We start from the raw sequence: 14626 nt of genomic DNA on the forward strand, positions 1-14626 counted from the left end.
AAAATGTATATGAAAAATATCTTACTAATGTTTTTACTATGTTTTATGTGCAGCTTACAATTATTTGCAACGGAGATGTCAACGATGAAGATAACAATTTCTAAAGCTTTACCTGATTTTGAAACGCTAGTGGTAGGTTTGTTTGAGGGTGATAAGCTCATAACTAATGTTCTACAAGATAAGCAAGCTATAGATAACATCAAGAAATTTAGTGGTTTTAATGGAGGTTTTGGTGAATTTTTCTCCGTTACTTCATCAGAGGGAAAAAATATTATAGTTGCTGGTCTTGGAATGAGAGATGAATGGGATGAAAGCAAAGGATTAAATATTGGTGGTAAAATATATTGTGAGCTAAGCAGATTAAGAATCAAGCGAGCAGCTATTTCAATCGAGGGCAGTACAGCAAATGTTGCATATGGAGCATTTCTGCGCAGTTTCAAGTTTAATAAGTACAAAACTAAAAAGGATGAAAAAATTACAGAAGTAGAGGAAATTACATTATTAGTAAAAGATGAACAGTTAAGTAGCATTGAAAAATCATTTGAGCGTTTAAAACACGAAGGTGAAGGTATTTTTCTTGCACGTGCTTTTACTACTGAGCCACCTAATATTTTATATCCAGAGTCTTACGCTAATCGTATAAAAGCTGAACTTACTAAACTTGGTCTTGAGGTTGAAGTGCTTGATAAAAAGCAAATGGAAGAGAAAAAAATGGGAGCCCTGCTTGGAGTAGCACAAGGAAGTAGTAAAGAGCCAAAGTTAGTGGTGATAAAATGGAATGGGGCTTCTCAAGAACAAAAACCAATAGCTTTTATAGGCAAGGGTATAACGTTTGACACTGGTGGAGTGTCACTTAAACCCTCACGCGGTATGGAATCAATGAAATATGACATGGCAGGTTCTGCTACTGTAGTTGGAGTGATGCGTACTCTAGCTGGGCGAAAAGCAAAAGTAAATGCAATTGGTGTGGTTGCACTTGCAGAAAATGCAGTGGATGGTAATGCTCAAAGACCGAGCGATGTAGTCACTTCAATGTCTGGACAAACAATAGAAATATTAAATACCGATGCAGAGGGAAGACTAATACTTGCGGATGCTTTATGGTATACACAAGATAGATTTGCACCGAAATTTATGATTGATCTTGCAACTTTAACTGGTGCTATAGTGGTTGCACTGGGAAATAATGAATATGCTGGTCTTTTTTCAAATAACGATGAATTAGCGAATCATCTGATTGATTCAGGAAATGAAGTAAATGAGAAATTATGGCGCTTTCCTATGAATGAAACTTATAACAAAATTATTGATTCGCCGATTGCTGATGTGCAAAATATAGCTCCTGCAGGTTCTGGTGGAGATAGTATAATGGCTGCACAGTTTCTACAGCGTTTTGTAAACGACACTTGTTGGGCACATTTAGACATTGCAGGCACTGCTTGGCACGAAAAAGGCACTGATATTTCTCCAAGAGGGGCAGTAGGTTTTGGTGTAAGGTTGCTAAATAAGTTGGTTGAGAAGTACTATGAGATTAATAATTAAGGATCTTTGTATTGAGTTTATAGCTTAATTTACGGCTACATGAATGTCTATTTATAAGACGTAGAAAATGATATCATCAAAGTAACTTACATTTTCTTTTTTGGGGATTCTAAAGTTACACACTTGAGCAGCATCAAGAGAAAGTATTTTGTTCAAATGATGATTGTAATGATGGACTATTAAAACTTTAAAGCTATTTGGTATTGACGGTATATACTTAAATGTTAGAATAAAATAGGAAGTTTTTAGGATTTTATATGGCAGCAGGCGGAAAAGCGAAAACAGCTAGTAAAAATAACCCTACTCAGCGTAAGAAAGCAGAACAAAAAATGTATAAGGATAAACCGGTAAAGCCGGTTAGATATATAGACCGTGATTCACGTATGAACTATATGTCTGCTCAATACGATAACGGCAATCTAGTTGAAGATGAGGTAAGCGGCAATCCTATAAAGTGGGAAGCTATATAGTAGTTGTGGTTAAAGTTACTATTAATTCTAAGGAATGTGAAGTAGAGCATGGGCTCACTATAATTCAAGCTTGTGAAGTTGTGGGCGTTGAAGTTCCGCGGTTTTGTTATCATGAGCGTTTAGCAATTGCTGGTAACTGCAGAATGTGTTTGGTTGAAGTTGAGGGTGGCCCTCCAAAACCAGTAGCTTCTTGTGCAATGCCAGTTGCAGAGGGTATGGTTATTCATACCGATACTCCCAAGGTAAAAAAGGCGCGTGAAGGTGTACTTGAGTTTTTGCTAATAAACCACCCGCTTGATTGCCCAATTATTTGTGATCAAGGTGGTGAGTGCGATTTGCAAGATATAACAATGGCTTATGGGAAAGGAATAAGCAGACTTGATGAGAATAAAAGAGCTGTGCCAAAAAAACATTTTGGTCCGCTGATTGAAACTGCAACAATGAATAGATGCATTCATTGTACTCGATGTGTTAGATTTTTGTCCGATGTTGCAGGTACAAATGAACTTGGAGGAATTGGAAGGGGAGAAAATATAGAGATTAGTACTTACATAAAAAGGCATATTAGCTCTGAATTATCTGGGAATATTATAGATCTTTGCCCGGTGGGAGCTTTAACTTCAAAGCCCTATTCTTTTACAGCGCGTCCATGGGAGCTATTACATTGTGAAACTATAGATGTGCTAGATGCTGTGGGAAGTAATATTAGAAGAGTTGATTATCGCGGTCCTGAAGTGATGAGAATATTGCCAAGGCTTAATGAAGAAGTGAACGAAGAATGGATATCAGACAAAACTCGCTTTGCTTACGATGGACTCAAAGTACAACGCCTCGATCGACCTTATATAAAAAAAGAGGGCAAATTAATTCCAGTTGATTGGAATGAAGCATTGGCTTTTGCTGCAAAGAAACTAAAGAGTACGAAATCAAACAAAATAGCTGCAATTGCAGGTGATTTAGCAGATTGTGAGTCTATGCTTCTACTCAAAGAAGTGATGCAGAAGCTTGGTTCGGGGAATATAGACTGCAGGCAAGATGGTGTAAATCTTATATCAAGTAATCGTGGATCTTATGTGTTCAATACCACTATTCAGGGTATAGAAAGTGCAGATTTATGCTTGCTAATCAATACGAATCCAAGGATAGAAGCACCAATCATTAATGCAAGATTGAGAAAGAGATATTTACAAGGCAATTTTCCTATTGCAAGCATTGGCCCTAACGTTGAGTATTTATACCATGTTGAGAGGTTAGGCAATAACCCAAATATCTTAGACGAAATAGCAAAAGGAAATCATAAATTTTGCAAGCTGTTGAGTGTTGCCTCAAATCCTATGCTCATCATCGGTCAAGATTCATTAGTAAGAGATGATTCTGAATCAATTTTAGCGCTAACTGGCAAAATTGCAGAAAAATATTTAACATGACCAGAGATGACTGGAATGGCTTTAACGTACTACATAAGGCTGCAGCAAGGGTTGGTGGACTCGATATTGGATTTGTTCCTAAAAAAGATGGAAAAGATATTAGTCAAATACTAAAGCAAGCAGAAAGTGGTGAGGTGGAAGTTGTTTATCTTCTTGGCGCAGATGAAATTGATACATCAAAATTAGAAAATACATTTGTAATTTATCAAGGCCACCATGGTGATAGGGGAGCACATATAGCAGATGTCATTCTACCTGGAGCTGCATACACAGAAAAATATGCAACTTATGTAAATACTGAAGGGCGAGTACAGAGAACAAATTTAGCTGTTTTTCCTCCTGGTGAAGCAAAGGAAGATTGGTTGATTATTAAAAATTTATCCCAATATTTGGGCCTTTCCTTGTTATATGATAGTTTATTTGATGTGAGAAAAAAATTAGATACTATCGGTCCACAGTTTAGAAGTGTTGATCAAGTGGTAAAAAATACATGGGTACCAATCAGCAATGGTAAAATAAATTTAAGTAATACGCCTTTTACTTTAAAGGAGTGTAATTTTTATATGACAGACTCAATAGGTCGTGCTTCAAAAATAATGGCAGATTGTACTAAGGATTTTTATGAACACTCTACTTAATATTTTATTTATTCTAACACCATTATTACTAATAACTCTGGTATATTTTCAACGAAAATTAAACTCTATATTTTTGTGTAAAGAACAAAATAGATTAGAAAAACAGTTCGTTTATAAGCTAGTTGATTTTATCAATGATATTATTGTACTATTTACGGAAGGATATGTATGGATGGCAATAACATTTATTATAGTTACCGAGGGAAGAGGGAATTATTTGCCTCTCACAATGATCTTAATTATGATGTCACTAGTGTCATTCATATGCATATCATTTTACTATTCTATTAAGCTAAATGCTGTACAGAAAAGTGTTGTCCTATTGATTTCAATAGGGACATTGTCCTTTGTGTCTAGAGCATTTGCTGTATTTTTTATTGCCACAATTATGAACTATTTTTTTGATTTAGGGTTGCATGTACTTGATATTTGATATTCTTTTTCTTCTTATTCCACTTTTGCTTTCAGTAGCATATTTAGTGTACTTTGAGCGTAAAGTTATTGGTGCAATTCAACTAAGGCATGGTCCAAGTGTAGTAGGGCCATTTGGGCTACTACAGCCATTTGCAGATGCTATCAAATTGATAATTAAAGAGCCGATAATACCATTTAGAGCAAACACCATACTGTTTATTATGGCTCCAATGCTCACCTTTATTTTAGCATTAATTTCCTGGGCAGTTATACCGTTTGGAGCTGAAATAACTACAGAAAATGGACAGCAGGTAATAATCCCTAAGGTAATATCAAATATTAATGTTGGAGTGCTTTATGTGCTAGCTATATCCTCTTTGGGAATATATGGCATTATTATTGCAGGCTGGTCTAGTAATTCTAATTATGCATTTCTTGGCGCTATAAGGTCAGCTGCTCAAATGATTTCATATGAAGTTTCAATAGGTCTAATAGTTGCTACAGTTGTTATTACAACTGGCACATTAAATCTTGGAGAGATGGTGGTAGCGAAACATAATATGCCATTTTGGATTGATTTATTACTAATGCCTATAGGAATAATATTTTTTATTTCTTTGCTTGCCGAAACTAATCGTCACCCATTTGACTTACCAGAAGCTGAAGCAGAGCTCGTCTCTGGGTATAACGTCGAGTATTCATCAATGCCTTTTGCTCTCTTTTTCTTGGGAGAATATGCAAATATGATTTTAGCAAGCGCTATGATGACAATATTCTTTCTAGGAGGGTGGTATCCTCCATTAGAGCTTAGTTTGCTGTATAAAATTCCTAGTTTAATCTGGTTTGTTTTGAAGATAGTTGTACTTTTGTTCATATTTGTTTGGATTAGAGCTACAATACCTCGTTATCGTTATGATCAATTAATGCGTCTTGGTTGGAAAGTATTTTTGCCAATATCGGTACTTTGGGTTATACTCATTTCAGGAGTGTTGCTTTTTACTGGGAATTTGCCTGGATCCAATGTTTAATTTCCCAAATACAAGGTTAAGGCGTAGGCGCTCAGGCAAGTGGATTCGCAATTTAACAAGTGAAAGCACTTTATCAGTAAATGATTTGATTTTTCCCTTATTTGTTCATGACGGAGAAGAAACAATTGAGCCAATTTCTGGCTTAACTGATATCAAATGTTATTCAATAGATGGATTACTTTCTATAATTCAGAAAGCTAAGGACTCGGGGATTAATGCTGTTGCAATTTTTCCTGTAGTTGATAGTAAACTAAAATCTGAAAACGCCAAGGAAGCGTACAATCCTGACAATTTAATCTGTAAAGCAATTTGTGCTGTAAAATCAAATGTACCGGATATTGGCATTATTGCAGACATTGCACTAGACCCATACACTACTCACGGTCATGATGGCATTTTAAAAAGCAGTAGGATAGATGTAGAAAATGACGAGACTGTGTCAGCATTATGTAAGCAAGCACTTGTTTTAGCAAAAGCAGGATGCGATATAGTTGCTCCTTCTGATATGATGGATGGCAGGATAGGAAAAATAAGAAAAACATTGGATGATAATAACTTTCAGAATGTGTCAATATTGTCCTATGCAGTAAAGTACTGTTCTAGCTTCTATGCGCCATTCAGGCAAGTTGTCGGTTCGTGCGCATCATCAAATTTCATCGACAAAAGTGGTTATCAAATGGATTATAGAAATGCACGTGAAGCAATCTGCGAAATCGAAATGGATATAGATGAAGGTGCAGATTTTATTATGATAAAGCCAGGTATGCCATACTTAGATGTAATAAAAATAGCAAATGAAAAGTTCAATTTTCCGATTTTTGCTTACCAAGTAAGCGGCGAATACGCAATGATAAAAGCTGCAGCAAATAATGGATGGTTGGATTATAACAGAGTGATTTATGAGTCCTTAATTGGTTTTAAACGTGCAGGTGCAAGTGCAATATTTACCTATGCTGCACTTGATGTTGCAAAAAATTTGGTATCTACTTAGCAGTCTGAAACATCTAAGTAGGTAGCTGGCTGAAGTGACTTGACAAACCTTCCCACTTTCCTTATCATATCAATAAGAGTATTTATCCTTGTTTTTAATCTCTGCAGATTTAACAACAAAAATTCAGTAAAAAACTCAGGTATATATTGGCAGATTACATAAAATTATAGCGGCTGCATGTCTTTTTTATTTTTTCTACATTCAGCCAAAACACGCTTATTTTAAGCGTTAGCACATTATTATAATGCCAATTTACATTATTATAGGGTCAAAACTCACTACTAGGGGATTCTTTTGCCTTTTTCTCGCTTGGTAAATTTTTTAATATTTATAGTTAAAGCTTCAGGCCAGCACTTGATGCTGGAATGGCTTTGTTGCACAGCTCTTCGGATAGTGGGTAATGTATAATAAATTCATGAAGCTATATCAAACTTAGCCATGCCTATTTCAGTAAATTTGTTAAGCAAATAACACTTGAGTAGCAGTTCCTTCTCACGATTAATCTCAGATTTATTCCTAAAACTAAATCCAAATATTTGCTTCAGTCGCGAGAAAAAACTTTCTATATAAGATCTCTTCCAATTAGATCGTTTTTAACTATTTGCCTTTTTTCTATGCAAGAAGTGTATTGATAAGTCCATTACAATTCAGTATTGTGAAAAATATAAGTCAAGTGTTAGTTAGGACATGGGGATTTTTTTTCAATTTTTGGGTAAGATGCTAGGCAAGGTTTTTCCTGCCAAAATAGTAAGCTCTTTTTTAGGAGTAGGATATTTACCGGGTTGGCAGCATTATTGGTCTTCTTTTCTAATATTATTTATTACCGACATTATATTAATGCTTACATACGGAGGTGATTTTATACTATATAAAATGCCGAATTCAGGCATAGTTGTAGCTGCTATTTTTACCAAGCTAGCAATAGTTATGTTAGTGCTGCAATTAGTTGGCATATCTATTTTTCATACTCAAGATCCTTCAGCCAGCAGTGATGAGAATATAGTAATACAAATAGCATCAGGACAGGTGATGACTGTTGCGTTTTCGATGCCGGCAATAATGTCAATTTATTATATTGTAAGTAAATTCTATTTAAGTATATGCAAGGCAATACTTCAATGTCCATTTTGGTTTAATGATCTTATGCATTTGTTCTTTTTCTTTATAATACCTTATTTATTTTTTAATATTGTAGAAGTAATAAAACCATGGCCGATAAGTACGATACAGCTTAGTTATAACAATGCAATATCAATCACATTTGAAGGGATTTTTCATGTGTTTTATGCAGTGATTTTATTGTACTTGACTGCATTTATATTCTGCGATCTGACTATGCATGATGCGATTGTTTTAAACAAAAGCATATTTGAGTATGTAAAAGAAAGTTCAATAGCCTTGAGTGACTATTTTCATGGCACTATTAAAAAAATAAGTATAGAATAGTACTTATTTGCTTATGTATTCAGTTTAAAAGATATACAGTTTGCGTGAATCTACAGGATATAATAAAGGGATTACAAGATTTTTGGGCAGATGAAGGGTGTACTATACTTCATCCATATACGTCTGAAGTTGGAGCTGGAACACTACATCCTGCAACAATCATGTCAGCGATTGACGAAAAATCAACAAAAATTGCATATCTGCAACCAGTAATCAGACCTGCAGACGGACGCTATGGTGACAACCCTAATCGTTTATATCAGCATCATCAATACCAAGTTATAATAAAACCATCTGGCAGCAATTTGCAAGATATTTACTTAAATAGCTTAAAAGCTCTTGGTGTATCGACAAAAGAATATGATATTAAGTTTATTGAAGATGATTGGGAAAACCCAAGTGTTGGCGCATCCGGTCTTGGTTGGGAGGTTACATGCAACGGAATGGAAGTAACACAACTTACTTATATACAGCAAGTGGGAGGTATTGACTGCAGAATAATTCCTGGTGAAGTAGCATATGGGTTAGAGCGTTTAGCAATGTGCATACAGGGTGTAGATAATGTTTACGACATAATGTGGAACGATAATGGTGTAACTTATGGAGATATTTTCAAACAAAGAGAGCGAGAGTTTTCTTACCTGGCACTTGATTATTATGATACTAAAGTAGTACAACAGCAGTTTGAGGATACAGAAAAACTGTGTAAATTCCTTGTTGAAAAAGAATTGCCGATAGCAGCTTATGACCAATGTATTAAAACGAGCCATCTACTTAATCTACTTGATGCAAGAGGTGTGCTTGGTGTGAATGAACGTACAGCCTATATTGGTAGAGTGAGAGAGTTAACAAAAAAATGCTGTGAATTATATAGAGCAAAGTAGAATATGTTGTCACAATTATTGTTTGAATGTCTTTCAGAAGAAATTCCATCAAGAATGCAGAATTCATCTGCAGCTCAGGTTAAGAGCTATATCACTAATGCTTTTAGTAAAAATAATGTGAAATTTGCATCTATAGAAGTTTATGTGACTGCACGTCGCATTGCTCTTTTTATTGATGGCATAAGTGCTTTAGAGCTAAAAGATTCTAACAATGAAATTAAAGGACCAAGAGTTAATGCACCGAAAAGTGCTATCGAAGGTTTTTTGAGAAAAAATCGGAAAGGTGAAGAAGATTTACTCATTCGCAAAGTAAATGATGAAGATTTTTACTTCATTAAGAGAGAAAGCTGCTTATTTAACATCAACGGGTTTCTCAAAAATCAACTGGAGGAAATGCTAAAAAACTTTTCTTGGCCAAAGAGTATGAGATGGAGTGAAAGAAAAGAGAGATGGGTTAGGCCAATTAAAAATATTCTATGTATTTTAAATGACGAAATAATACCTATATCTTTTGCAGGGGTTACAGCATGCAACGTGACGTATGGTCATAGGTTTCTTTCAGGTGATGCAGTACTTACTGTTAAAACGCCCAAAGACTATTTTGAATTGTTAGAAAAAAATAATGTCATTCTCCAGTTGGACAAAAGAAAGCAATTTATACTAGATCAGATTAATAAGTTTACAAAAGAGGAGAACTTACAACTTGAAAAAAATGATTATTTACTTAATGAATTGGCAGGGCTTATAGAGTGGCCAATAGTATTATTTGGTAAAGTAAAATCATCAGAATTACCGAAGAAAGTAATACTTAGTATAATTAATACGCAGCAAAAGTATCTTGCTTTAAGTGATGGACAGAAAATTTCACATTTTGTTACTGTTGTAAATGTTAACAATAATGAAGTTGTCAAAGGCCATGAAAGAATATTAGAAGCACGTCTTGCTGATGCCCAGTTTTTGATATCTCAAGACAAGAAGGAAAACCTAGATTACTATGTCAAAAAATTGAGCTCTATTTCATTTCATGCTTCGCTCGGTAGCGTAGAAGAAAAAGTGAAGCGTATTATTACTCTGTCAAAGTATGTAGCGATATTTATTCCACATGCTTCACTAATTAAAGTTGAACGTGCTGCATATTTAGCAAAGGCAGATCTTGCAACGTTGATAGTGAAAGAATTTCCGGGATTGCAAGGAGTAATGAGTGGATACTACGCTTCTTATTTTCAAGAGGATAAAGAAGTAGTGGAAGCTATAACTGAGCACTATAAGCCAATTGGATCGGACCAAGAATGCCCTAGATCTCCTACTGCGATTGCTGTAGCTATTGCAGACAAAATGGATAGTTTGGTTGGCTTAATTGCAGCAGGTGAGAAAATCTCTGGTTCGTATGATCAGTTTGGTTTGCGGAGAATGACAATTGGTATAATTAGAACAATACTTGAAAATAATTTGCATATTCCAATTAGATTGCTGATAGATAAGTCAGTATCTTTATGTTCAAGGCTTCTATTGAATAAAAATATAACTCCAGTTGATAAGCCAAGTGAAAAACAAATTTTAGAACTAGTATTTAAATTCTGCTTAGAAAGGTTCAAGATTATTTTAAAAAATAGAAATATAAGGCAAGATGTTGTAGATTCAATACTATATAAAGTCGATATTAATGATCTGCTGAAAGCGGAAAAGCAAACTGTGATATTGGATCGTTATCTTAGTACAAAAGAAGGTGAACAGGTTCTAAGCACTTATAAAAGAGCCAGTAACATGATGAGCAAAGTGAGAAAAAGTGATGGCACTACTTATAATGCATCTTACAGTAAGAAGTTTTTGATTGAAGATGAGGAGATTGCGCTATCAAATTGTGCTATAGATGCTTGTAAAAACATAAAACAAGCGATAGAAAATAACGACTTTAATACAGCGCTTGATGAACTTGCTCGTTTTGCTTCATTTATCAATCAATTTATGGACAGTGTAAAGATTAACTGTGATTCTAATGAGCTTAGAATAAACAGGTTATCTTTGCTTGCAAATGTTGTTTCTACCTTTCATTTAGTAGCAGAGTTTAACCTTATACAGGTTAAACAATTGATAAATGCTCAGGCAATATAAGGAACAAATCAAATCATCTCCACAATCCTGTGGCGTTTATAAGATGATTGGAGATAAGAGTAAGGTTTTATACATTGGTAAAGCAAAAAACTTGAAGTCGAGATTATCTGACTACCTTCAATTCGAAAACCTTTCTGAACGAATCAGAGTAATGATCTCACAGGTTATTAAGGTTGAAATATTCATCACTGAGAATGAAATCGAAGCATTGCTTCTTGAAGCACAGTTAATAAAATCGTTAAAACCATCTTATAATATTTTGCTTAGGGATGGAAAATCTTATCCTTATATAACAATTTCTAAGCATGATTATCCAAGAATAGCGAAATATAGAGGTAAGTTTAAGAAGAATGAGTTTCATTACTACGGCCCTTTTCCATCTGCTGCTGCTGTTAAGAACACTATATTATCATTGCAAAAAGCTTTTCTCTTAAGAGTATGTTCAGATCAATATTTCTCTTCAACAAAAAGACCATGTCTTGAGTATCAAGTTAAGCGCTGTTCAGCACCATGCGTAGATAAAATTACAAAAGATGATTACTGCAAATCAGTAAAACAAGCACAAGATACTCTGCTAGGAAGGAATAAAGAAGTGCAAAGACAGCTATTTTCTACAATGGAAAAGTGCAGTAGGGAGATGAACTACGAGCTTGCTGCTGTCTATAGAGATCGATTGAAATTTCTTCAGCAGATTCAAATGCAGCCAATGGATTTTTCTTTTGAAGAAGATGCAGATTTCTTTAGCGTTGTACGTGAGGCAGACTTAGCATGCATTGGTGTACTATCTTTCAGAGATAAAGGTAACTATGGAAGCATTCCTTACTTCATTGAGAATTGTAGTGATCATTCAAATGATGAAATTTTATCCACCTTTTTGGTCAATTTGTATAATCCAGTTAACACACCACCAGCGCAAATTTACGTTCCCGATTTTATTAAGGATAAGGAAATTATAGAACAAGCACTGTATGCTCTTACTCAAAAATCAATAAAAGTTTTGTATGCGAAAAATAGTAAAGAGCGTGATTTGTTGAATTTTATTTACAATAATTCTAAGCATAGCCTAGAGCAGAAGCTTACTGATTATAGAAATAACCTAGAAAAGCTCGAAGAGCTTAGGAAGATTTTCTTGTTACCAAATATTCCAAAGCGTATCGAGGTTTATGATAATAGCCATATATCTGGGAATCAACAAGTTGGTGTGATGATTGTTGCAGGGCAGGAAGGTTTTTTAAAAAGTGAATACAAAAAATTTACTATAAAAGAAGAAATTTCAGGTGATGACTATAAAATGATGAGAGAAGTGCTGACTAGACGTTTCTCTGGCAATATAAAAGATATAATCCCTGATTTTTTACTGATTGATGGCGGTCCAGGACATGTTTCCATAGTGCAGAATGTATTGGAAATATTGAATATAAAAGTTCCTTTTGCTTGTATGGCAAAGGGTCATGATCGTAATGCAGGAAATGAAAGATTTTATGTGCCGAGCAGAGAAGAATTTACTCTAGCAAGTGACAGCAAGGTCATGCTTTATTTACAATTGCTACGTAATGAAGCTCACCGCTTTGCAATAACTTCGCATAGAAAAAAACGCGATAAACAGTTTTTTGCCTCACAATTAAGCAAAATATCTGGTGTTGGCAGTAAAAGAAAGAAGGCACTCATGTCTCATTTTGGCTCGGTAGAAAACATAAGCAAAGCTTCTCTAGCTGAAATTCAAAACGTACCTGGAATTAGTAAAGGTTTAGCAGAAATCATTCTTCAACACGTGAATTCTAAGAAAGGTACTCCTAAATAGGTACTCTAAAATTAACCTTTATTTCTTCTTAATAAGACATAAAAAGCTCCTTTGCCACCATGTTTTTTTATGGCTTGCTGATAGTATAAGATCATATTTCGAACTTTTGTGTCATTCAACCACTTATTTAAGCTATTCTTTATAGTGTCTATTTTATCTGTACTATTACCATGCCCCGTAATTACCAATAAACATCTATTCCGTACTTGATAATTTTTGACAATAAAATCTATCAATTTACAATAAGCATTATCTATACTATAGCCGTGCAAATCGAGTTTATCGCTTATAAAATATTTGCCCCTATCGATCTTTAATTTTGTATTGTAGTCAAGACAAAATGATGAATCACCATTATCAGTATTAAGAAAATTTTCTTGTAAACTAGAGGCACCTTTATCAATCATAGATTTTATATCTACTTTGTGATCAACTTTCAAAGTAACTTTTCCACATTCTATTGGCTTAACATTTTTTTGCCAATCTAACTCATCATCTGACATAAATTCATTAATTGAACTGCATAATTTTACAACAATATATAAACACAGTAAAATATTGCTTATTCTATAAAAAACTGATTTTCAATAATGAGATGAAATCATCAAAAGCTAATGAAAACTGTTGGATATATGGAAAGCACACTTGTATTTCAGCATTAAGAAACAAAAATAGGCGGTGTATAGAACTGTTAGTAACAGAAAATTTCTACAGAGAATTTGAGAAAGAAATTAAACAATGTGCAGATAGTAAGGGCATTAAACCTCGACTGGTAGAGAACAAAATGTTCAATGATGTTTTACCCAAAGGTGTAAATCACCAAGGAATTGCTTTAAAAGTTGCTCCTATTTTTCACAGCTTAAATATCGAAGAAATAGCTGAAAAAAACTCTACTATAGTCATTTTAGATCAAATTACTGATACACACAATATAGGATCGATTTTAAGAACCTCAGCTTGTTTCAACATTGATGCACTGGTTTTACCACATCACCATTCACCGAGCGAAAATGCATCTATCGCAAAAGCAGCAAGTGGAGCACTGGATATTGTCCCTCTAATATACGTTACAAACATAGTAAAGACGATGGAGTCTTTAAAAAAGATAGGCTACTGGTGTTATGGGTTTGATTGCAATGCAAAGGAAAATATAGATGAAATAAAGAATTTTGGACAAAAAAGAGTAATTGTTTTTGGTTCTGAAGAGAAAGGAATGCGGAGACTAGTTAAAGAAAATTGTGATTATGTTTTAAAAATCCCAATGTCAAACGTAATTGATAGTCTAAATGTTTCAAACGCAGCAGCAATAGGACTATATTCCATTTACATTAAAACAAAAATCACTGAAAATTAGTTGCAATGAAAAATATACTTCTTGCCTGTTATCAAGACCGTTGGAATCTAGAAAAAAGAATGCCATTTTAGCTTCACATGCACAGCTGGAAGATGTCATCCCAGTGCGTGACACTGGGATCCAGTTAAATTTGCGAGTATAAAAGTAATGTTAAAATATAACGTTTCTTATGATGATGGGAAAAATGGATGCCAGTGTCTGGGCACTGGCATGACATCTTCCTACAGAATAATGTTCGTACAGCTGTGTATCACATGCTGGAATGACAACAGTAAATGACATCGTACTATGTCATTCACCAGCACTTACATTACCAATCCCAAGAAAGAGGTGAACTTGAATCTTGTGGAATTGCAAAATTCGATTGTTCTTGTGAAATTATATCTTGTACAGCGCCTTTGAAAATTGGATCACTAGAGCTGAGTATAGTGCTTTTAGAGTCCTCTTGTGACATTACACCTTGTACAGCACCTTTGAAAATTGGATCACTAGAGCTGAGTATAGTTTTTTTAGAGTCCT

At 34.5% G+C, this 14626-nt stretch carries 11 protein-coding genes and 3 pseudogenes; 11 read left to right on the plus strand and 3 right to left on the minus strand.

Annotated features, from left to right (window positions below; translation table 11 throughout):
- Nucleotides 1–84 precede the first annotated feature (84 nt).
- The 6 genes and pseudogenes from BBB02_RS03545 to hemB all read left to right on the plus strand — a co-directional run bounded on the left by BBB02_RS03545 (nucleotide 85) and on the right by hemB (nucleotide 6510).
- Nucleotides 85–1542 carry a leucyl aminopeptidase gene (locus BBB02_RS03545; RefSeq protein WP_245970197.1) on the plus strand — a complete coding sequence of 486 codons (1458 nt, stop codon included), beginning with the start codon at nucleotides 85–87 and terminating at the stop codon, nucleotides 1540–1542.
- 257 nt (nucleotides 1543–1799) lie between these two features.
- Entirely contained in the window at nucleotides 1800–2012 is a 213-nt protein-coding gene (locus BBB02_RS03550; protein ID WP_038199679.1) for a hypothetical protein, read from the plus strand.
- A gap of 5 nt (nucleotides 2013–2017) precedes the next feature.
- Nucleotides 2018–4077, plus strand: a pseudogene (nuoG, locus tag BBB02_RS03555) (NADH-quinone oxidoreductase subunit NuoG).
- Complete coding sequence (locus BBB02_RS03560; protein ID WP_063630945.1) at nucleotides 4061–4510, plus strand: hypothetical protein; 450 nt, start codon at nucleotides 4061–4063, stop codon at nucleotides 4508–4510. The pseudogene nuoG and the gene BBB02_RS03560 overlap by 17 nt, the downstream one beginning before the upstream one ends.
- The gene (gene nuoH, locus BBB02_RS03565) at nucleotides 4494–5519 is read left to right on the plus strand and encodes an NADH-quinone oxidoreductase subunit NuoH (RefSeq protein ID WP_127464004.1); all 1026 of its coding nucleotides are present in this window, start codon (nucleotides 4494–4496) and stop codon (nucleotides 5517–5519) included. Before BBB02_RS03560 ends, nuoH begins: the two co-directional genes overlap by 17 nt.
- The gene (gene hemB / locus BBB02_RS03570; protein WP_127464005.1) at nucleotides 5512–6510 is read left to right on the plus strand and encodes a porphobilinogen synthase; all 999 of its coding nucleotides are present in this window, start codon (nucleotides 5512–5514) and stop codon (nucleotides 6508–6510) included. The genes nuoH and hemB overlap by 8 nt, the downstream gene beginning before the upstream one ends.
- A gap of 413 nt (nucleotides 6511–6923) precedes the next feature.
- Here the strand turns inward: hemB and BBB02_RS06830 are convergent.
- Nucleotides 6924–7088, minus strand: a pseudogene (locus BBB02_RS06830) (IS5 family transposase); the annotation flags it as partial.
- A gap of 109 nt (nucleotides 7089–7197) precedes the next feature.
- On the opposite strand from BBB02_RS06830, the gene BBB02_RS03580 reads away from it, so the two are divergent.
- The 4 genes from BBB02_RS03580 to uvrC are packed head-to-tail and all read left to right on the plus strand — an operon-like array spanning nucleotide 7198 to nucleotide 12753.
- Nucleotides 7198–7956 (plus strand): hypothetical protein, encoded by a 759-nt coding sequence (locus BBB02_RS03580; protein WP_007302495.1) that lies wholly within the window; start codon nucleotides 7198–7200, stop codon nucleotides 7954–7956.
- Nucleotides 7957–8000: 44 nt separating this feature from the next.
- Nucleotides 8001–8840, plus strand: coding sequence for a glycine--tRNA ligase subunit alpha (locus BBB02_RS03585; protein WP_127464006.1), 840 nt, complete (start codon nucleotides 8001–8003; stop codon nucleotides 8838–8840).
- 3 nt (nucleotides 8841–8843) lie between these two features.
- Nucleotides 8844–10952, plus strand: coding sequence for a glycine--tRNA ligase subunit beta (gene glyS / locus BBB02_RS03590; RefSeq protein WP_127464007.1), 2109 nt, complete (start codon nucleotides 8844–8846; stop codon nucleotides 10950–10952).
- Complete coding sequence (uvrC, locus tag BBB02_RS03595; protein ID WP_127464008.1) at nucleotides 10936–12753, plus strand: excinuclease ABC subunit UvrC; 1818 nt, start codon at nucleotides 10936–10938, stop codon at nucleotides 12751–12753. The genes glyS and uvrC overlap by 17 nt, the downstream gene beginning before the upstream one ends.
- Before the next feature lie 11 nt (nucleotides 12754–12764).
- On the opposite strand, the gene BBB02_RS03600 is transcribed toward uvrC, so the two are convergent.
- Complete coding sequence (locus BBB02_RS03600; protein ID WP_127464009.1) at nucleotides 12765–13256, minus strand: Smr/MutS family protein; 492 nt, start codon at nucleotides 13254–13256, stop codon at nucleotides 12765–12767.
- 92 nt (nucleotides 13257–13348) lie between these two features.
- Here BBB02_RS03600 and rlmB point away from each other — a divergent pair, with 92 nt between their 5' ends.
- The gene (gene rlmB, locus BBB02_RS03605) at nucleotides 13349–14107 is read left to right on the plus strand and encodes a 23S rRNA (guanosine(2251)-2'-O)-methyltransferase RlmB (RefSeq protein ID WP_127464010.1); all 759 of its coding nucleotides are present in this window, start codon (nucleotides 13349–13351) and stop codon (nucleotides 14105–14107) included.
- Nucleotides 14108–14417: 310 nt separating this feature from the next.
- Here rlmB and BBB02_RS06125 read toward each other — a convergent pair.
- Nucleotides 14418–14626 (minus strand): annotated as a pseudogene (locus BBB02_RS06125) (hypothetical protein); the annotation flags it as partial.

The organism is Wolbachia endosymbiont of Bemisia tabaci (assembly GCF_003999585.1).
GTDB lineage: Bacteria > Pseudomonadota > Alphaproteobacteria > Rickettsiales > Anaplasmataceae > Wolbachia.